13 protein-coding genes are annotated in these 20,060 nt (G+C 70.4%); 9 read left to right on the top strand and 4 right to left on the bottom strand.

The genetic code is table 11. The features are described from left to right. Positions 1 to 55 precede the first annotated feature (55 nt). Together JS756_RS16090 and JS756_RS36805 are read right to left on the bottom strand one after the other, a co-directional pair. Positions 56 to 1,132 carry a DUF6615 family protein gene (locus JS756_RS16090; RefSeq protein ID WP_205383807.1) on the bottom strand — a complete coding sequence of 359 codons (1,077 nt, stop codon included), beginning with the start codon at positions 1,130 to 1,132 and terminating at the stop codon, positions 56 to 58. 314 nt (positions 1,133 to 1,446) lie between these two features. Next, a complete protein-coding gene (locus JS756_RS36805) occupies positions 1,447 to 2,955 on the bottom strand; it encodes a hypothetical protein (RefSeq protein ID WP_240203852.1) in 1,509 nt (502 codons plus the stop codon). A gap of 179 nt (positions 2,956 to 3,134) precedes the next feature. Here JS756_RS36805 and JS756_RS16080 point away from each other — a divergent pair, with 179 nt between their 5' ends. After that, positions 3,135 to 4,127 (top strand): immunity 49 family protein, encoded by a 993-nt coding sequence (locus tag JS756_RS16080; protein ID WP_205383806.1) that lies wholly within the window; start codon positions 3,135 to 3,137, stop codon positions 4,125 to 4,127. Positions 4,128 to 4,325: 198 nt separating this feature from the next. Here JS756_RS16080 and JS756_RS16075 read toward each other — a convergent pair whose 3' ends face one another. After that, a complete protein-coding gene (locus JS756_RS16075; RefSeq protein ID WP_205383805.1) occupies positions 4,326 to 5,675 on the bottom strand; it encodes a hypothetical protein in 1,350 nt (449 codons plus the stop codon). Between the two features lie 145 nt (positions 5,676 to 5,820). Here JS756_RS16075 and lexA point away from each other — a divergent pair, with 145 nt between their 5' ends. The 3 genes from lexA to JS756_RS16060 all read left to right on the top strand — a co-directional run bounded on the left by lexA (position 5,821) and on the right by JS756_RS16060 (position 8,358). Beyond that, positions 5,821 to 6,501: a transcriptional repressor LexA gene (gene lexA, locus JS756_RS16070; RefSeq protein WP_205383804.1), complete on the top strand. Its 681-nt coding sequence runs from the start codon at positions 5,821 to 5,823 to the stop codon at positions 6,499 to 6,501. 360 nt (positions 6,502 to 6,861) lie between these two features. After that, positions 6,862 to 7,869 (top strand): hypothetical protein, encoded by a 1,008-nt coding sequence (locus tag JS756_RS16065; RefSeq protein WP_205383803.1) that lies wholly within the window; start codon positions 6,862 to 6,864, stop codon positions 7,867 to 7,869. 75 nt (positions 7,870 to 7,944) lie between these two features. Further along, positions 7,945 to 8,358 (top strand): WhiB family transcriptional regulator, encoded by a 414-nt coding sequence (locus tag JS756_RS16060; protein WP_205383802.1) that lies wholly within the window; start codon positions 7,945 to 7,947, stop codon positions 8,356 to 8,358. 94 nt (positions 8,359 to 8,452) lie between these two features. Here JS756_RS16060 and JS756_RS16055 read toward each other — a convergent pair whose 3' ends face one another. Beyond that, positions 8,453 to 10,267, bottom strand: a complete 1,815-nt coding sequence (locus JS756_RS16055; protein WP_205383801.1) for an RNA-binding domain-containing protein — start codon at positions 10,265 to 10,267, stop codon at positions 8,453 to 8,455. A gap of 677 nt (positions 10,268 to 10,944) precedes the next feature. Here JS756_RS16055 and casA point away from each other — a divergent pair. Genes casA through cas6e form a run of 5 tightly spaced genes read left to right on the top strand, consistent with a single transcriptional unit; the run spans position 10,945 to position 15,815 of the window. Next, positions 10,945 to 12,504 (top strand): type I-E CRISPR-associated protein Cse1/CasA, encoded by a 1,560-nt coding sequence (gene casA / locus JS756_RS16050; protein ID WP_205383800.1) that lies wholly within the window; start codon positions 10,945 to 10,947, stop codon positions 12,502 to 12,504. 26 nt (positions 12,505 to 12,530) lie between these two features. Further along, positions 12,531 to 13,160, top strand: coding sequence for a type I-E CRISPR-associated protein Cse2/CasB (gene casB / locus JS756_RS16045; protein ID WP_205383799.1), 630 nt, complete (start codon positions 12,531 to 12,533; stop codon positions 13,158 to 13,160). Then, positions 13,157 to 14,353, top strand: a complete 1,197-nt coding sequence (gene cas7e / locus JS756_RS16040; RefSeq protein WP_205383798.1) for a type I-E CRISPR-associated protein Cas7/Cse4/CasC — start codon at positions 13,157 to 13,159, stop codon at positions 14,351 to 14,353. Before casB ends, cas7e begins: the two co-directional genes overlap by 4 nt. After that, entirely contained in the window at positions 14,350 to 15,072 is a 723-nt protein-coding gene (gene cas5e, locus JS756_RS16035) for a type I-E CRISPR-associated protein Cas5/CasD (protein ID WP_205383797.1), read from the top strand. The genes cas7e and cas5e overlap by 4 nt, the downstream gene beginning before the upstream one ends. A gap of 44 nt (positions 15,073 to 15,116) precedes the next feature. Further along, positions 15,117 to 15,815: a type I-E CRISPR-associated protein Cas6/Cse3/CasE gene (gene cas6e, locus JS756_RS16030; protein WP_205383796.1), complete on the top strand. Its 699-nt coding sequence runs from the start codon at positions 15,117 to 15,119 to the stop codon at positions 15,813 to 15,815. Positions 15,816 to 20,060 lie beyond the last annotated feature (4,245 nt).

Raw genomic sequence — 20,060 nt, 5'->3', positions numbered from 1 at the left:
GGGCCTGTCGGCTGGCTCCGGCCGGTCGGTCAGTGCCGGACGCTTCGCGGCGAGCTCAAGCGGCTTGCCCAGGACGGTGGTCATGTGGAGGCTGAGGCGCCTCAAGGAAATCCGGGGGGAGCAGCCCGGCGGCACCGTCACCAGCCCGGGCCGGTGACGCCGTGGTCGGGGCGTCCGCGTCGGGGATCACGACGATCCCGCCGACGTGGTCTGTGACCCATGTTGGAGGAGTCCGGCCTTCCAGGACGTCGCGTACGTAGTCGGGGACCTCTGCCCGCAGCCCGCGGAGCATGTGAGCGAGGTACGGCACGGAGAAATGCCCGTAGTCGTTGGGGACGTTCTCGAAAAGGGCGCCGGTGACCGTTGCGGCGCGTTCCATGACCGCCGCGCCGGCGAACTGGCCGTGCCTGATCCGCTGGACAGGCCGGAGAAGTTCCTTTGCCACCCTGCGAGATCCTCGCTGCGGTTGCCGCAGGAAGCGCTCGAGGTCCTGGTCCAGTCCGCGCGCGAGGGGCACGATCGGCGTGTCCAGGCCGTTGGGGCTGGCGATGTCTTCGACGGGAACGGCGTCGTGGAAGGCGCTCACGCCCGCGTTCTTGGCGTCCAGGCCGACCGCGTTCTCCGCCACCAGAGCGGAGACGGTGGACACACCGACCCGGTCGCGCTCCTTGCACGGAACGTCGTCATGAGTGCGGTCGCAGGCCAGAGTCGATCGGTACTGGGCGTCCCCGCAGTACAAGACGTACGCGGCGGGGACATGGAAGCGGTTCGCCGCCTTGATCAGCTTCGAGAGCTGCGTCCGGTCGTCGCCGCGCGTCTTGTAGCTGAAGTCGATGCTCCAGCGCTTGCCGTGCAACTTCAAGATCTTCGCCTGGACCAGGAGTCCGTAGCAGGTACCGTCCCGGTCCACCCACCACCACAGCCAGTCGGCTCCGTTCTCCTTCTCCTCGTCGGCTGCGAACTCGACGAACCGGATGCGTGGGGAAGCGGTGGACAGGAGCACCTGGGTCGCCGTCACCTCACGGAACATCCCGCCGGCTTCCAGCATCCCCGCCATCAGACGATCTACTGCCGTCCGGCCCTGCCGGAGCGCCTCATGAGGGCTGGTCTCATGACCGGAGAAGTGACTCATCGCGGCTGCCCTTCTGCGACATGGCCATGGCTTCCTCATCATCCCCCGGCACCAGGTCCGTCGTGGCCGATCCGGCGTCCTCGTGACCGCCTCCCGGGCCAGACTGCGTTCGATCCGCGCCGGGCCCCGCCACGCGAATAGGTTCCCCGATATATGCGATAAGCGACTGGATGGCGCGGTACGTTGGCAAGCAGTCCTCCCGGGCGTCGCGTCCCCCGTGCGCGGCGTCCGGGGGCATACCCGCCGGCGGCCGCCGCCTGTCTGATTGAGGCAAGCCGCCCGCCACGTGTTCACCGCCACTTGGGCGTAGCGCGCTACTTGCTCTTCGGCAGCAGCGCACGCAGGCGTGGGTAGCGGGCGAGCAGCCGGGCCAGGTGGGTGCTGAGGCGGCCCGGCTTGAGGGCGGCAGCGACGTGGGAAAGCCAGAAGTCCTCCACGGTGCGCCTGGCGTGCGTCAGGGCGTCCTGGGACGGCGTGGTCTCGTCGTGGTCGGGGAGGTGCCGGCCGTAGACGGGAATCACCTCGATACCGGCGGCACGCAATGCGCACAGGCGGTGCTGGCCGTTGGTCAGGTTCTGCTGTCCGGTGTCCCACCAGATGTGGCCCCCTCCGATGAGGGAGCGAAACCAGGCGCGGTCGCGCTCACTCAGGTGCGTGGCGCGGTAGAGGCGGTCCTGTTCGTCGCTGTCGGGTTGGGCGCGGGCGAAGGCGAGCACGGCCGCGGTGATCGCCTCCCAATCGTCGGCCTGGTGGTAGGGGCAGGCGGCGAAGTCCTGATCGCCGAGCCGGCTGAACAGCTCGGCGTGGGCGGTTTTGCTGTGCCCCTTGGGGTAGCTGGCGGCCAGGGCCTTCGCCCGCTCACCGTAGGGACACTTGAACAGGCCATGTGGCCAGGGAAGTTGGGAGGCGGCGACGGGGCGTATGCCGGTGACGCCGTCCAGGTGCAGGGCCCGCTGGGCGGGGCTGCTGAATCTGCTGGGGTACAGAGCGGCCTCCGAACCAGGCGGCTCCGGCCGTAGACGGGCATCGGCGTGGAGCTGCTCGGTGAGGTCGGGTTCGGTGACACCGGCGAGTTCGTAGAAGGGACCGTCGTGCCAGGCTTCGTCCTCGTCGGAGCGGCGACGCTCCGGGTTGGGCTGGATCAGGACGGTCACTGGAACCTCGGGCAGCACGAGGATGCCGGACAGGCCGTGGACCGAGGCGAGGGTAAGGCGGCCGCGCGCCCAGGCAGGATCGTTCAGCACTGCGTCGAGGGCGTCCCCGGTGAGGTGGCCGATCCATTCGACACGGTGGAATCCTTCGTCAATGCGCATGTCCCACTTCGGGTGCCGCAGGGCATGGATCTGCAGGTAGTCGCCGACCATGAGCGTGTGGGCCGGCTTGTCGAACACGGCTGCCCGCTGCCGTGGCGGCTTCGGCTCGGTCTCGGTGGCCGGCGCCACGAGGTCGGGGCCGTGGATGGTGTTGCGAAAGGGGTGTGGTCCGGCGGCCAAGTGGCTTCCGGTGAAGAGGGGTTCTTGGGTCTCTGGCCACCAGGGATGGGCGGAATCCCAGCGGGCTCGGCCGCTGTCGATCTCGCCGAGGGTCCACTGATCACCCTCGCGCAATATGACCGGGCCCGGCATGCCGTGACAGAACACGACCGCGATCTGCCGGGCTGCCCGGGTACGCACGTGGGTAGAGCGCGGAGCCAGGAAACCGATGTCGGTGATGACCTCCACCCGCTCGATCCGGGCGAACCCCTCGCCGTCCGGCACGCCGTCGACGGCCATCCGTTCCGAAGCGATCTGGAGGTAGTCCCCTGGGCGAAGCGCGGTACTCACGTGCGGAACGGTCATCCCTACCCCCCGGTGCGCCGCCTCACAGTGCGGCGGTCTGTGATCTCTTCGTGTATACCGCACCGGACTAACAGCTCCTGCCCGGCCTCGCGAGAGGACTGTGCTGTCAGTGCCCGTTGATAACGTGCTTCGTCCAGTCATGGAGTTCATGAAGGGACGGGGACGTGCGGAATGTGACCTGCCATCAGGTCGCCGAGGACCGGTTGGCCGAGGCGCTCGACGACATCGAAGGGCGGGCTTACACGCGGTGGCACTGGCTGCGGTACGGCAGCATCTCGCCGACGCTGATCCGGGACATGGCGGACGAACTGCTCGACCATGTCGCCGCGCGAGCGGTGACGGAGCCGGGGCTCGACGCTGCGGCCGGCACGGTCGCCGTCACCGCCGCGGAGTGTGTGCACGGAGTGCTGAGCATCATGTGCTTCCCGAACGGGGACCAGGAGATCCGGTTCCCCCTCGTCGGGGAGCGGATCAGTGCGGACCCGGACGACGACGAGTTCGGGGACGGGCCCATCACCTTCCGGGACGTCGTCAAGGAGGCGCCCACCGCGCGGACCTGGCTCGACATGTTCGAGATGTGTGTCGTCAGCGGGCATGTGTGGGACTGGGAGCGGGTCACCGGGCTGCTGCTGCGCGGCGACTACGCGCCCGCCATCCGTGACGGCGTGCCCTACAACCGGTACACCTCCGTTTCCGACCCTGCCGACCTCGCCGCCATGGACGCCCTGTGCCCCTATCTCACCGAGGCGGCCGGGCATCTGCCCCGCGACTGGCCTACGGTTGCGCTGTGCAAGCCGGCCGCCGCGGAGCGCGCGGAGGCTGCCCGGCGGCTCGACGAGGTCGGCGACGCGCTGAGCGCGGACCAGCGGCTGCTCCGCGTACTCATCGACGACGACCAGCACGCCTTCGAGGACGCCCTCGTCGCCCGGCTGGTCGCGTACCGGGAGAGCGTCGAGGCCGATGCCGGTGATCCAGCGCCCCGGTCCCTCCTCCCCCTCGGCACCCTCGCCCTGGCCTGCCTCGCAGTCCAGGTCCATGGGTGGGAACTCGGTGTCCGGTCCGGGTATCTGCCGTACGGTCTGCTGGGATCGCCGGACGCGCTGCGCCGGGCGGCGGAGGGGAACCGGAACGACCTGGGCTGCTGGGCCGCCAAGTAGGCCACTCGGGGAGGCAGCCCGTAGGACTGCGGTAGCCAAGGACGGAAGACCACCCTGCCCCACGTCGGCCAACGCCATCTGCGGGATCTCCACGCCCTGCGACCCCGGTATACCCGACGGCGCCGAGCCTCAGTCCGTGTCTTTCGCGGTGATCCGAAAGACACCGACCAGCGCCGGGCGGCCTGCGCCGGATGGGACCTAACGACCCGGCGTTGCAGTCGAGTTCGAGAGCTCGTACACGGTTGTGGTCGGGGCCAGAGGGAGGTCGCGGCGGATCCGGGTGCGGGGGAAGAACCGGCGCTCACGCGTGAATGTCGTGCCCTCAACGGCGCCGTCCTTGTAGACCGGACCGACAAGTCGTCCTTCGCTGTCGCGGATCCCGATCCGCACGCCGGGCTTCCAGTGCGCCCGCCGCCACGTGCCGAACTCGAGCGGCCTGCGTGCCCCTGCCGGCGCTGTGCGCTCCTCGGGTGGGTCTTCCGGCGGAGGGGTGAAGTCCAGGACACGGACTCCATGGAACCCACCGGACCGGCCAGCCTCGCTCGCGGCGATCCTTCCCAGGGCGCTGCGCGAGTGGGGGCGCGGCCCCGGGGCCGGGAGTACAGGCGGGGGTGTCCACCGGGCGAACGCGAGCTGCGCGGCGTATCCGTAGAGCACGCGTCCGCCGGCGTGGTCGTCGCCGTATGTGGCCGGCTGCAGCATCCAGTACCGCTTGCCCCTCGCGTCGAGGGCGGAGATGAGCAGGAAGCCGGACGTCGGGTCGAGCCGGCCATCGGGCTGGGCGGCGAGGAGGCCGCCGAGGATGACGGGTTCCGGCCCGATACACACCCCGGCCTCGACGAGTGCGGCGAGTTCGTCGTCATCGGCTTCCGCCGCGCGCAGAGGGACGGCGTCGTGCGTGATGAGCGACCAGGGGGCCGGCAGTCGCAGTGCGGCCCTGGTCTGCTCGTCGAGGGGGGCGGTGGTGACCACGTCCAGGGAGAGCGGGGCGGGGACCATGTGCGCAGCAGCGAGATAGGCCGCCGTCCCGGACAGGGCGCGCACCCACCGCCCCACCCGGTCGCGCTCGAGCTGGTAGGTGCTGGTGCGGAAGTCACGCTCCTCCAGCAGACCGGACCGCAGCGCGCCGACGTCCGCGGGCACGAGGCCCGACAGGTCCATGGGCAGGCGGCGGTGGATCCGGGCGAAGCGCCTCTCGAGTTCCCACCGCTCCCGCTGGCTTGTCAGTGATGCTGCGGCGACATCCACGACGACGTTGTCCGGGCCGGCCAGCGCGAGGACGGCCTTCGACTCGTGAGGAGCCTGGTCCCAGTCGATGTTGTGTTTGGACGCGAGCTGCTGAGCGACTCCGCACTCCGAGACCACGCGCTTCCACAGCACCGCCATCTGCCGGTCCCAGGAGCCCGTTCGGCCCGGCCCCACGCCGGGTCCGAAGAGGAACTCCTTCCACGCTCCCGATTCCAGAGGGACGAAGTCTGTCCCGCCGACGCGTGAACCAGGGACCTGTGGTTGGGCGAAGGCCGTGTCGAGGAGGCTCCGGACGCTCATGCCGGTCCAACGACCGGGCCGGCCCGAAAGTCCCTCTGATGTGGGCCGACGCCACCACTGACAGGTCGGAAAAGTAGTCAAAAGACGTTCCGTTTGTCGGTGTGTGGGGCTACTGTCCAAAGACGCAAGATCGCAAGGGGGGCACATGACCATCACCCACGCTGGACCGGGCCGGCCTCCGGGCATCCGCCGGGGCCCCGACGGGCTCACCGACCGGCAGCGAGCCATCGTCGACTGCATCGCCCGCTCCGTCACTGACCGCGGGTACCCGCCCTCAATGCGCGAGATCGGTCAGGCCGTCGGCCTGACGAGCACCTCCAGCGTCGCGCACCAGCTCCTCGCCCTCGAACGCAAGGGAGCACTCCGCCGCGACCCGCACCGTCCCCGCGCCTACTGCCTCCCCCTCAAATTCTCTGCGAGAGAGTACGAGGGGCCGGAGAGCGAGCCCGCGGCGGCGGAGGTCCCTCTGGTCGGCCGGATCGCGGCCGGCACACCGATCCTCGCCGAGGAGACGGTCGAAGACACCTATGTCCTGCCCCGCCAGCTGGTCGGTGAAGGCGAGCTCTTCGCCCTGAAGGTGTCCGGGGAAAGCATGATCGAGGCAGCCATCTGCGACGGCGACGTGGTCACCGTCCGGCGGCAGCAGGTCGCCGAGCCAGGCGACATCGTCGCCGCCATGCTCGACGGCGAAGCGACGGTGAAGAGGTTCCAGCGCGACGCGGCCGGCCACGCCTGGCTCGTCGCGCACAACCCCGGGTTCCAGCCGCTCGCGGCCGACGAGGCGGTCATCCTGGGCAAGGTCGTCGCCGTGATGCGCGCCCTCTGACGATCCTCGCGGCGGCACACGAACAGCCGTCGCACGCACCAGCCGGGCTCGGCCTCCACAGCCGGGAGAGGAAGGGCACTGCCTCCTGCGGCCCTCGGCACGCGGCGCTCCTCTCTCCCAGGGCTTCGGTCTGATCAGGGAGTGTGCGGCGCGGCGCCCCGTTGGAGTTGAGATCGATGGATATGGTGGCGCCTTGCGGCATCGGTCTGCTGCTCCTCACGCGAACTCGGCCCATTGGTTCAAGGCGGAGGCGAAGAAGCTCGGCTTCGATCAGCGCCATTTCACTGACCGCACCACCGCACACCAGTGCCTGTTCCTCACGCTCCGCGGGCCGACGGAGCGGAGCGAAAGGTACCCGCCATGCCGGCGAACCAGATCAGCAGCCGCGCCCGGACATACGCCCTCTACACCGGCGCCCCCTACCAGGCCGCATGTGAGGCCGTCGCTGCCTTGGAGCCCGACGCCCCCCTCATCCCGGCACCGGCCCAGCACGAACAACTCCTGCTGGAATCGGAGGTGTTCTACTGGATCCTCAACACACAGCGGCACTTCTTCGAGTACCCCTTCGGCATCCGGTACGTACAGCCCACCTCGCACGGCATCCGGCTCCACCTGGAGAGCAACTCGAGCCTCGACAGCCTGCTGAGCGGACTGCTGCCCTGCCGCTCGCCGATGCGCGCCGGGCGAGACGAGATCTACGGGCTCAACGGGGTGAGAATCTGCGCACGCACCGATCGCGGCATCGAGCTCCGCCGTCTCGGGCAGCACACCAGCATCCGGCTCACCGGCCCCTCGCGCCGCGCCTTCCAGAAGGCCGAGACGGCCCTCGCGCAGCGGATCCAGCGCAACGGCGGTGAGGCCTGCTGGCTGGCCGGCGACGCCTGGACCCCCTACGAGAAGCAGTGGGACACCGAACGCCAGCCGATCGCTTACGAGTCCACCTGGCGCGACGCCGCCTGGCTCCCCAGCGGACTGCTCCGCCGCCTCGGACTCCTCCACACCGTCGCTGTCCCCCAGGTCGTCACCGGACACGAGGCGCGCCTGGGGGAGTGGTGGATCCTTCAGCTCGAGCACGACTCCGATACCGGCTTGCGCCGCGCCGAGCTGGTGCAGGCCCTGACCGACCCGCACCACGGTCTGCCGCTGGAACTCTGCGGTCACCGCGACCTGACGCCCGGGGGCAGCCTCGGTCTGGTCCTCCTCAAGTCCCCGGATCGCAGCGCCGCTCTCCAACTGCGCTACGACCGGATCGACTACCCGATCAGGAAGGACCGCGCCGACATGTTCGCGGCGATCAGGCGACGCACCAGTGCCCTGACGGGCGAGGCCTCGCTGCCCGCCATGCCCGGTTGCCCGGGAACCGGATGAGGCTGGTCACGAGGCGTTGGGGCCTTCGTCAAGGCCCCTTCACCCGAAGGGATTGCCCCAATACGACGATGTCCCATGCCGCGGGCGTTTGCCGTACCGTTCTCGGACTGCGCCTGCCCAGGGGAGTGCGGCGGGCCGGACCGGGGAGAGGGCGGCATCGGGGTGGACGGGGAAGACCAGGAGACCTGGGGTGAGCGAGCGGTCTGTAGAACCGCTGATCCGGACGAGCTTTTCGTCGAGGGCGCGGCCCAGAACAGAGCCAAGGCCCTGTGCACCGGCTGCCCGGTGCGTACCGAGTGCCTGGCCTACGCCCTCGATCACCGGATCGAGCACGGAATCTGGGGCGGCATGACCGAACGTGAACGGCGGGCTCTCCTGCGACGGCGCCCCCTGGTCACGTCCTGGCGCCGCCTGCTTGAGACCGCGCGTTCGGAACACGACCGACTCGCCCGACCCGATGAAGCACGTGCCTGGGAAGCAACTGGGTAACCCTCCGGCCACCGTCGAGGTCCTGTCGGCCTCCCCGGCGGCGGGCGAGAGGGCCGTGACAGCGGTGGGTCCCGACCAGTGAGATGGCCTGGTCCTACAGCAGGTCCATCTCCGCGTCGACGTACCCGAACTGGCCAACCATGTACGCCAGCGCCTCCCGCAGCAGGCGCTGGCGCTCTGCGCGGATCATGGCCGGCGCCGCGGTGATGGTGACGGCCATCCGCGACCTGGGGCCGCCGTCGTTGGGGCCGAGCGACGTCAGGTCGACGCGCGTGTCCAGATCCGGCAGGACGCCGTTGTCGGCAGGCTGTTCGCAGGTCATCCGCAGTTCGGTGGTGGGCGGGGCGGCCCACGACAGCCCGGCCGGGTCGCCGACGACATCGGGCAGCAGCTCGGCGGCCGTCTCCCACGCGGCGAGCAGCACGGCCTGGACCTCGTCGAGGCCCAGCTGCGTGTCCTCGCCGGCACCCAGGACCGCGGCCCACGCCTCCGGGTTCTCGATCAGGACGTCCGCGCAGGCGACCACGGTGGACTCCATCGTGGTGGCCAGGGCGAGCATGACGGACGCCTTCACGGCCGGGCCGCCGTCCGGCCCAGCGATCGTGCACACGTAGCCGACGGAACGGGCCGAGTTGCCAAAGGGCCCCCGCTCCCAGCGAGCGGCGGGCAGATCCGCGCCCCGGCGCCGGGACAGCATCGTCAGCGCGCCGGCCACCGCGCTGTGCGGCAGCTGCTGTTCGAGCAGCGTACGCCGGGGTTTGCTGACCTCCAGCGTGCCCGGGTCGGCCCAGGGCAGGTTCACCAGGGCGCGCAAGCGCAGCGCCGGTGTCTGGCCGGAGGTCCCGATCTCGGCCGACCGGCCCTGGTTGAGGCTGAAGCGGGGGAGCGGCTGCCACCGCCACACGCCGCCCTCCGAACGTGTCAGGCGGCCCGCGCCCCACGATCCGCCGTCAAGGTCCACACTTCGGGCGTCGGCCGCGATCACCCACGCCGTGTCCGTGTCCTTCGGCGGACAGGGCAAACCGATGGCCGCGAGCGGGTCCTGGCCCGGTGCATGCCGACCGGCTTCGACGATCGCCTGCCAGACGGGCGCGGCGACGGCCGCCGGAGGGCGCCCGGCCACCAGACACAGCACCCAGCCCGGCACGCCGTCCTGTTCGTGGTGCAGATCCTGCAGAGCAGCTGAGCCCTGCGCCCACGCCTCTCCGGCCGGCTGGCCCAGCCCTGCGTCGGCCAGCTGCTCATAGGCCGCACGCATCTCCCGCTCGCGCTCGGGCACGCCCTGCCCGACCCGCAGCCCGCTGTCCGGCCCAGCTTTCGACGTGGCCCGCCGTACGAGCTCGGTGAGGGCCTGGGCGGTGGTCATGCCGGAGGCTCGGACACCGGCGGAGAGCAGCTGCTGGATCTCGGTCCGCGGCAGCCAATACGTGCTGTCGCCGTCCCGCCTCGGCACGGCGACCGTGTCCGTGCGCGGCGAACCAGGCTTGCCCACCGGTGCCGGCACGACGAAGAGCGTGTCGCCAGCCTGCGTGGGAACGTCGATGAACGCCACCCGCTCGCCGTCCGCGCCGGACCATCCGACGCGCACGCACCGAGGTGCCGGAGTAATCCATTGACGGATCAGCTTGCGGATCTGGTCCATGTTCACCGTCGCCGGGTCGACACCGACGATGTGGTCCAGGACCTCTTCGTCATGCTCCAGGCGAGTGGCTATGCCGATGACGATGACCCCGCCGCCCCCGTTGGCGAACCCGGCTACATCCTTGGCGAGTTCCTCGACCGCCTTGGGGTCCGCCAGCTGGTACGGGCCGCTCTTCGCGTCGAGCCACTGGGTCTCTCGCAGTCCCAGCAGAGAGCCGGGCTGGTGGGACTCCAGCGCGGCCAGCGCGCTCTTCAGATCGTTCAGCACCCCGGCAGTATCCACCGGCGTACCGGCCTACCCCGTCCGGGTTTCACACCTTTACCAGTAACGACGCGCGCGACGAGCGGCGGTGCGGGGAAAGACCAAGTCAGTCAAGCGCGGGGACGAGGACGGGGGCGGCGCGGGCGGCTGCTCGCGGCGGCCGGGCGCGAGTCAGCCACCCAGGCCACTCGGATTGCCAGCGACGCGGGTAGGCGATGCTGTTGGGCTTCTCCAGACGCCGGTCGTAGAGCTGTGCAATATCTCACACGCCGTTTCCGACGAGCGTGGAGATTCACCGTGGGCCTCGATATGCGTCCCGTGAGGTCCACTGTGAAGGCCTCGAATCACTGATGGTCGCTGACCAACCTCTCTGCCCGATTAGCGATCAACTGGCGGGCCGTCACCAAGGGTCCGCAGCGACGCAGTTAGCAGCGACCAGGGCACCTGCGTGGCAACCGGAGCTGTTCGGGAAGAGGCCGCGCGGAAAGCGGTCGCCTGCCCCGCCCGGTAGTGAGCCGCCGGACCTTACCCACCACCTCTGACAACAGGACGCCTCGTCAGCATCCGGTCACAGCGGCTGTTTTGCGCCACGTCGTAGCGGCTGCTTCCATGACGCTCGCTCACTGCCCTGAGCTGCACTGATGCCGCTCCGGGAGGTCGTTGGAGTACGAGGAAGGAGCATCATGTCGCACCCATTTCGTGTTGACCGTGACCCCTGTGTCCCGGTCCGCGTCCGCGCTGGTCTCACGGCGGACGAGGCCGAGGAGCTGGCCGGTCTGGTCCCCGGTGCGACGGACGGAGCAACTGCCATGGTCGGCCTTCGGTCTCTGCTGACCGCCGCGCATCTGCTGGCCGACCTCGATGTGCTCGAACCGCCGATCGAGGCGATGTGGCGCCGCGTCCTAGCCGCGATCACCCTCCGCGTCGGCGGCCTCGACACCCCGCACGGCGAGACCTGGCTCGACATCCGCGAGGACCTCCTGGAGTACGGACGGTTCGACACGGCCCGGATCGCCGACTACTTCGACCCGGCGCCAGAGCGGTGGCGCCTGTACGGCGGGCCCCGCCCGTTTCTTCAGGACCCGCGCCTAGCAGATGAGGGCGGTGACGTGGCGTCCCCTGGCCGGCTGGTGATGACCCGCGCGTCCGGCGCGAACGCCCTGTGGACGGATCCCACCCCCCAGGACGTCCCCGTCGGCGCGAAGGATGCCGTCGCCTGGCTGCTGGCCTGGATCGGCTACGGCCCTTCCGGCACCGCCGGGACGCGTAGCCGCGCCGGCCGCAGCAGCCACATCGTGAAGGCCGGCCCCCACCGCGCCGTCATCTCCTACTTCCCCCACCACCCCGACAGCCTCTTCACCACCCTCGTCCTCTCCGTACCCGCACCAAGCACCTGGCCCACCAACCCCGGTATCGACCTGGCCCCCTGGGAGAACGAGAACCTCCCCGATCCCCTGACTTCTCAGCCACCCGCCGGCCCCGCATCTCTCCTTGCCGGACGTGCCGCCCACGCCGTCCTGCTGAACGGCGATGACACCGGCCGGACCGTCGGATGCCGGATCACCTGGGGCACCACCACCGATCTCCCGCCCGCGACCGACCCGTACGTCATCGAACGCGACACCGGCGGCCCCTTGCGCGCTTCCCGCAGCCGCGCCGTCTGGCGCGACCTGGACGCTCTGCTTCTCCACCAACGGCCCGGCGACAAGAACACCCTGCGCCGCCCCACCGTCTTCGACCACCTCGCCGAACTCGACCCCGACCTCCTCGCCCACCTCGGCGTCCGCGCCCTGGGCTGGGACCAGGAGCGCCGCGACCTCGACCGCGCCTGGTACAGCGCCACTACCCCGCCCGTGCTGCGGCACCTCGCCGAAGCCGACCCTGACAGCGCGGCCGCGATCGCCGCCACCCACCGCAGCGCCGAGGCCTGGGCCTGGCAGCTGCGCCGCGCCCTCTCAGCGGCCTGGCGCGGAGCCAACCCTCTACGTCACAAGGACGAACAGCACGGCTTCGTCGACCAAAGCGCCGCACGGTACTGGGAACGCGCCGAGACCGAGTTCTGGACCGCCATCACCAACCCCGACACACCTCCCGCCTTTCAGCCCCTGGCAATTGCCTGTTTCGACATCAACGCCAGCGCACTGAAGTCCACGGCCCGTGGCCGCCGGGCCACCGCCGAGGCCCGCGCTCAACTCACCCGATCGCCCCGCCAGACCGCAGGCCCCCGCCGCCCGGCAGCCTGACGGCCTGCAGCCACCCGGAAGAACCGATGACCCACTCCGATTCCCTGGCGAGTCCGGCAGAAGAGACGACCGGCCAGAGTCTCGAGCCGCCCCGGTGGCTCGCCCGCGACACCGCCTACATGCGCTACGTCGCCGACGTCTGCTCCACCCCACAGGGCCGCCGCGACCTGAGAGACGGCCTCAACATCCGCCGCCTGGACGAGTCCTGGCGCATGATGCGCCACCTGCGCCCCCGCATCCCCAACTGGGGCCCAGACGCCACCCTCGCGCACCTTGCCGTCGCCGGCCTCTACGCCCACCAGGCCGCCAACCCCACCACCGACCGCACCACCCCCATCCTGTACGACCCCGCACACGGCAACCTCGGCTGGTCCCTCGAGCGTGCCGTGCGCCAAGGCGTCCTGCGTGAGGACAGCACCGCCGACCTCCTGGAACGCGTAGCCCGCCAGCGCCGCCTCCAACCGGCCCTCGCACTGCTGCACCGACCCGTGACCCGCATGACGGCAGCCGGCATCCCCGTCTCCTGGCCCCGGCTGCTGCGCGATCTGAACGGCTGGCCGAAGTACCGCACCCAGATCGCCGACGCCTGGATGCAAAGCCACTACAGCCCCGACCTCACCCGCCTCACCGAAACCCCCGAGGAGATCCCCGCATGAGCCTTGTCATCGATGTCCACGTTCTGCACGCCTACCCCCTGTCCAACCTCAACCGCGACGAGTTTGGCTCCCCCAAGATCGCCCTCCTCGGCGGCGTCGAACGCACCCGGATCTCCTCCGCCTGCCAAAAGCGCGGCTGCCGCATTAACACCGAGACCGTCCTCGGCGACCGAGCTCTGCGTACCCGCCGCATCCCGGAAAAGGTCGCCGCCGAGCTCCGCACCCGCGGCTGGAGCCAGCAGGACGCCCTCGACGCCGGCCAGGCCATCGCGCTGACAGCCCAGTTCTCCGGCATGAAGCTCGCCGAAGCCGGCACCACCAACGTCATGCTCTTCGTCCCCGAATCGGCAATCACCGACCTCGCCGACCTCGCCGCCACCCACCGCGACCTGCTCGCCCCGGCCGCCGAACAGGCCCGCGCCCAGGCCGAAGCCGCCGACAAAACCAAGCCCAAGACCAAAACCAAGGCACCCGTGCTGGATAAGGACACCAAGGCCAAAATCGCTGAACTCAAGGACACCGTCCGCACCATCCTGTGCCGGCGCAACGGCTCCATAGCCGCCTTCGGCCGGATGCTCGCCAACACCCCCGAAGCCACCGTCGACGGCTCCATCGCCGTCGCCCACGCCATCACCACCCACGCCGGCGAAGAACAGCCCGACTTCTTCACCGCCGTCGACGACATCCCCGGAACCGACAACGGCTCCGCCCACATGGGCCAGCACGCCCACGCCTCCGGCACCTTCTACCGCTACGCCACCATCAACGTCGACGAACTCCTGCGCAACCTCGACAACGACCAGGCCATGGCCCGCGAACTCGTCTACGCCTTCCTGACCGAGTTCGCCCGCCACGTCCCGACCGCCAAGAAGAACAGCACCGCCCCCTTCACCCCGCCCGCCCTGGTCCACATCACCGCCCGCACCGACCAGCCCATGAACCTCGCCGGCGCCTTCGAAGCCCCCGTCACAGCGGACGACACCTCCGGCTGGACCGGCCCCAGCATCACTGCGCTCGACCACCACGCCGCAGCCGTCAACCGCTTCCTCGGCGACGAAAATCTTCTGGCCGCCGCGCACTCCGGCACCGCCGACCTGACTGGTGTGACCGCCCTCGGCACCCACATCCCCCGCCTCGACGCCCTCGTCACCACCATCACCGAGGCCGCCCTCACACCGGCAGGCCAGCAGTGACCCCCGCACTCCTCCTACACCTCTCCGGGCCGCAATTCTGGGGCGGCCCCCAAGGCGGCACCACCCGCACCAGCCACCCCCACCCCACCCGCAGCGGCATCACCGGCCTCCTCGCCGCCGCACAAGGCCGCTCCCGTGGAAGCGACCTCAGCGACCTCGACCACCTCAGCCACACGATCCGCATCGACCGGCCCGGACAACGCCTTCTCGACTTCCACACCGTGGGCGGCGGGCACCCGAAACACCACACCGTCCCCACCGCCGAAGGCGGACACCGCGGCAACGCAATCGTCTTCCGCGACTGGTACCTCCACGACGCCGCCTTCACCATCGCCGTTACCGGACCAGCCCCGCTCATCGACGACCTCGCCACCGCCCTGCGCACCCCTGTCTACCCGCCCCACCTCGGCCGTCGCGCCTGCCGACCCGACACCCCCGTCTTCATCACCACCACCAAGAACCCCGACACCGCCCTCGAACACCTCCCCCTCCACCGCCCAGCCCCCCGCACCGGCGACACAGTGCCGGTGACCTTCCTCAGCGAACACGCACCCACCCCCACCACCCCCCACACCCACACCATCGACGACGTCTCCCGCCCCGGCCGCACCTTCACCACCCGCCGCCTGTGGGAGACCACACGACACCTCCCCACCACCCGATGCGCCGGCCTCGGAACCGCCTACCTCAACGCACTCACCGCCCACCGCACCACCTGACGACCCCCACCCGCCCACGCGGGAACCCACAACGGAGCACCACCATGACCTCCACCGCCCACCTCACCCGACTCAAACTCAACCCCCTGTCAACCGAGGCCGCCCGCGACCTCCGCAACGTCCACTCACTCCACCGCACCGTCCTCACCCTCGCCCCCGACCACCTCGGCGACAGCCCCCGCCAAGCAGCCGGCATCCTCTTCCGCCTCGAACACCACCCCCGCGGCCACACCCTCCTCATCCAGTCCACCCACCCGCTCAACCTCGACGCCCTCCCCATCGGCTACGCCACCGCCACCGACGAACGTGACCTCACCCCCCTGCTCACCTGGTGCCAACCCGGCACCCCCATCCGCTACCGCATCCACACCGAGCCCATGCGCTGCACCCGCGATGCCGCGACTACAGAACGAGACGAGAAGGGACGGCTCAAGCGGGGTCGCCGCATGCACCTCCACGGCGACGACGCCACCCAGTGGTGGCACGAACGCGCCACTACTGCCGGCCTCGCACCCCATACGCACACCACCAGCTCAGCGGCTCAACCTGACATCGCCGGATGGAAGAACGACCCCGACCACGAAGGTAAACGCATCCGCATCCGAGGCCGCGTCACCCGCTTCGAAGGAACCGCCACCATTACCGACACCACCGCACTCCACGCGGCACTCACCGCCGGCATCGGCCGGGGCCGCGCCTTCGGCACGGGACTGCTCTCCATAGCTCCCCTCATCCGGGCGTAGAGCGCACACCAACCCCACGGCCTTCAGGCTTCGAACGTTGATAACAAAAGAGCAAAGCCCTTGGAAATGGGCAGGGCGCGAAGTGTGCTGCCCGGCCGCGCGGGAGTCCTCCGACCGTGCCGAACGCGGAGCTGGCGGAGCGCGCGTGCGCCCGGCCGCGCGGGAGTCCTCCTGTGTACCGCGGCCCGGGGCCGACCCCGTGCCAGTGCCGCCCGCCCGCGCGGGAGTCCTCCGGCTGCCTCGTACTGGCTAGACCGGACGACGCAGTGTCGCCAGCCCGCGCGGGAGTCCTCCGTTGATGGCAGTGATGGTCGTGCCGGGCATGGCGTGCCGTCCGCGCGGGAGTCTTCCGGAGATCCACACGGCATCCGAAGAGGAGCTCCGTGCCGCCCTGCCGCGCGGGAGTCCTCCGGCGCTGAACCCGCCGCAGGGCGAGTGCCGGCAGTGCTGCCCGCCCGCGCGGGAGTCCTCCGCACATCGCAGCCGGGAGGCTCGCGCGGGTCTCGTGCCGCCCGCCCCTGCGGGGCGCCATCGGCCATCGACATTCGTGGGCAAGGCCTTTGCTGCCCGCCCGTTCGGGAGCCCTCCGTGGGCGAGCACCGACCGAACAGCCGAAGGGGTACCGTCCGCCTGTGCGGAGTCCTCCGGTCAGCGTCATGCCCTCGGTGAGGATGGGGATGTGTCGCCCGCTCGCGCGGGAGTCCAGCGCAGACGGGAGACGCCATCCCAACTGCAGTCCGGTCCTGAGGACATCAGGGTGTCCCACCCGCTCACGCGGGGTCCCTCGGTTTGGGCCTGTCGTCCGGGGCTCCCATCCCTGTGCCGCCCGCCGTGCGGGAGTCCTCCGGATCACCAGCCGCGCGTTACGGCGCGGGCCCTGTGCCGCCTGCCTGTGCGGGAGTCCTCCGGCCACAGACGCGGTGTTCACTCCGTTTCTGTGGTGCAGCCCGCCCGTGCGGGAGTCCTCCGACCGAGTTCCTAAGCCTTAGGACGCCCGCCCAGTGCAGCCCGCCCGCGCGGGAGTCCTCCGTACGACTTCTACCGGATGGACGCACTGCGCAAGCGCCGCCCGCCCGCGCGGGAGTCCTCCGATGCTGACGTTGGCGTCGTCCCAGATGATCCGGTGCCGCCCGCCCGTGCGGGAGTCCTCTGCCGTACGAGTACCGGCGGTGGGTCGAGCAGTAGTGCCGCCTGCCCGTGCGGGAGTCCGGCGTGGTCGTGCTTGGGGAAGTTCCCCGGATTGTGGCGGCCCGCCCGCGCGGGAATCCGCCGAAGGGCGAACTCACTGATGTGCCGACCGGCTTGTCAGCTACGTCTGTACGGGAGTCCTCCTGTCACCCAGGAGCAGGGCCAGGACGACTCGCTGTGCCGCCCGCCCGTGCGGGAGTCCTCCATTGACGTTGCACCAGATGTTGTCGACCGCCCAGTGCCGCCCGCCGGTGCGGAGTCTTCCGATCGAGTCCGGGCGGCGGTCCAGGACGAGAGGTGCCGGCTCGCCCGTGCGGGAGTCGTCCGGTGCCCGGCGTCATGGAGGGCATGGTCATCCGGTGTCGCCTGCCCGTGTGGGAGGCCAGCGCTGACGGGAGACGCCATCCCAACTACAGTCCGCTCCTGCGGAGGCCGTCGATACCCGACCAACGGAACGACGACGTCAGGGTGTCCCACCCGCTCATGTGGGGCCCCTCGGTTGAGGCTGTCGTCCGGGCTGCCATCCCCCTGCAGTCCCGCCCGCGCGGGGTCCACCATGGGGCGCCTACCACTGGGGTACAGACGGCGAGTGCATTCCCGTCTTCGCAAGATGGCATCGATCTTCCGCCGATGCGGGAGTCCTTCAATGACTACCGAGCAGGCCACCCGGCACTGTAGATGCTGCCCGCCTGTGCGGGTGTCCACCGTTGCCGTACAGCACGTTGCCCATGACCGCGTTGAGCAGCTTGCGAATGCGTGGATCCACCGGGAACCGATCGGCGCGACCTGATGGAGTACCAGTGCAGCCGCTCGTGCGGTGGGCCTCCGACGACGAGGGCCCTGGAACTCGCTATGGCCTGTGTCGCCCGCCCGTGCGAGAGCCCGCCGTGGTGTGCGGGGGTCCTCCGAACATGTTCTCTGGCAGCGGCCGCTGATCGGTGTGCCGCCCGCCTGTGCGGCAGTCCTCCGTTCCTGGACACCGACCGACGGTTGGAATCGGTGTGCCGCCCGCCTGAGTGGGATTCCTCCGATCGGTGCACCGTGGATCCCGGGTGACGTCTAGTGCCGTTCGCCGTGCGGGAGTCCGCCGCCGGAGATCCGTGGGTTCGGGCTCGTCATCGCGTGCGCCCGTCCGTGCGGGAGTACTCCGCACGCCGACGCCTTCCCGCTCGCCTACGAGTCGCGCCGCCCGGCCGTGCAGGAGTCCTCCGACCTTGAAGGCTCCGTCGATGTTCTCGTAGATGTGCCGCCCGCCCGTGCGGGAGTCCTCCATTGACGTCGCACCAGATGATCTCGACCGCCCAGTGCCGCCCGCCCCAGCGGGAGTCGCCCGGTCGGGCTCGCCCGGACCAAGCTCCGCGACGTTTGCCGCCCGCCCATGCGGGAGTCGTCCGCCGTAGACGTGTCGGCCCTCAAAATCGTTACAGTTCCGTCCGCCCGCGCGGGAGTCCTCCGCACATCGCGGCCGGGAGGCCCGCGCGGGTGTCGTGCCGCCCGACCGTGCGGGGCGCCATCGGCCTCGGGATTCGTGGTCAGGGCCTGTGCTGCCCGCTCGTGCGGGAGTCGTCCGACGTTCGAGCTGGAGGCCCGGTACCGCAAGGGGGTGCCGCCCGTGCGGGAGTCCTCCGTCGTACGGCGTGCCGTGCGTCGGCATCGACACGTGCCGCCTGCCCGCGCGGGAGTCCTCCAATCACACCGGCGTCGAGCGTTTCGGCCACTGTGTGCCGCCCGCCCGCGTGGGAGTCGCCCACTCCGAGACCACCTCCACGAAGGCCCCGTAGAGTGCCGCCGCCCGCGCGGGAGTCCTCCGCCGCGGACAGCGGCTTGGTCTCGATACGATCCGTGCCGCCCGCCTATAGCTGGGATCCCACGTACGTGATGGTCGAGCCGGATCTGCCCGGCTGGCGCTGCCTGCCCGCGCGGGAGTCCTCCGCGGAGTGAGCACCAGTCCGCCGAGGCCTGGATGCGCCGCCCGCCCGTGCGGGAGCCCAGCGCAGACGGAAGATGCCATCCCAACTGCAGTCCGGTTCTGCGGAGGCCAGGGTGTCCCACCCGCTCACGCGGGGTCCCTCGGTTGGGGCTGTCGTCCGGGGCTCCTATCCCTGTGCTGCCCGCTCGTGCGGGGGTCCTCCGTACGCGATCCCGATCGGCTCGGAAGGACAGATGTGCCGCCCGTCCGTGCGGGAGTCCTCCGGGATCGGCCTGTTCCGAGGTGATTTGGTTGACGTGCAGCCCGCCCGCGCGGGAGTCATCCGCTCCGCGACGATGCGCTGGCCTCACAGTCGCTGTGCCGCCCGCCCGTGCGGGAGTCCACCGGCCCGGATGTCGTGATACGTGCGTTGGGAGGGGCAACTCATCGCCGGGTTCGCTTGGCGCAAGGCCTGATGCTTCCACGACCGCAACCTACTGGCGCGGGGGTCCTCCGGGCGGGGTTGGCAAAATGGCCAACCCTCAAGCACAGCCCGCCTGTGCGGGAGTCATCCGGCCCCCGAGTCCCGCCACTCCCTGTACGTGCCGTGCCGCCCGCCCGCGCGGGAGTCATCCGTCGACGGTGGCCGACCCGTCCAGGGCTTTCCCGTTCCGCCCGCCCGTGCGGGAGTCCTCCGATCCCCGATCCGGTCGCCCCCGCCGGGAACGGGTGCAGCCCGCCCGTGCGGGAGCTCTCCGTTCAACATCCTGACCCTGCGCACCCGGGACACGTGCGGCCCGCCGGTGCGGGGGTCCTCCGCGGTATTGGTGGGTCCTGTTCGCGCACGTGGTGTGCGGGCCGCCCATGCGGGAGTCATCCGTTCTTCGACCCGGACGGCGAGGAGTATGGAATGGGCGGCCCGGCCGTGCGGCCGCCCGCGAGGGAGTCAACCGGTGCAGAAGTCCGCACTTCCGGAGCTGCACGCGTGCAGCCTGCCTGTGTGGGAGTCCTCCGCCGAAGGCCTCGTTCGCCTGCCACATGATCGATGACCGCCCGTCCCTGCGGGACCATCCGGCGCGCAAAGTGGCCCACATGATCGTGGCCGCGTGCCGCCCGCCCGTGCGGGAGTCTTCCGTACGCGATCCCGA

The sequence above is a fragment of the Streptomyces actuosus genome (assembly GCF_016921115.1).
Classification (GTDB): Bacteria; Actinomycetota; Actinomycetes; order Streptomycetales; family Streptomycetaceae; genus Streptomyces; species Streptomyces actuosus_A.
The sequence above is the reverse complement of the archived record's forward strand: the minus strand, read 5'-3'. Positions and strand labels throughout refer to the sequence as shown.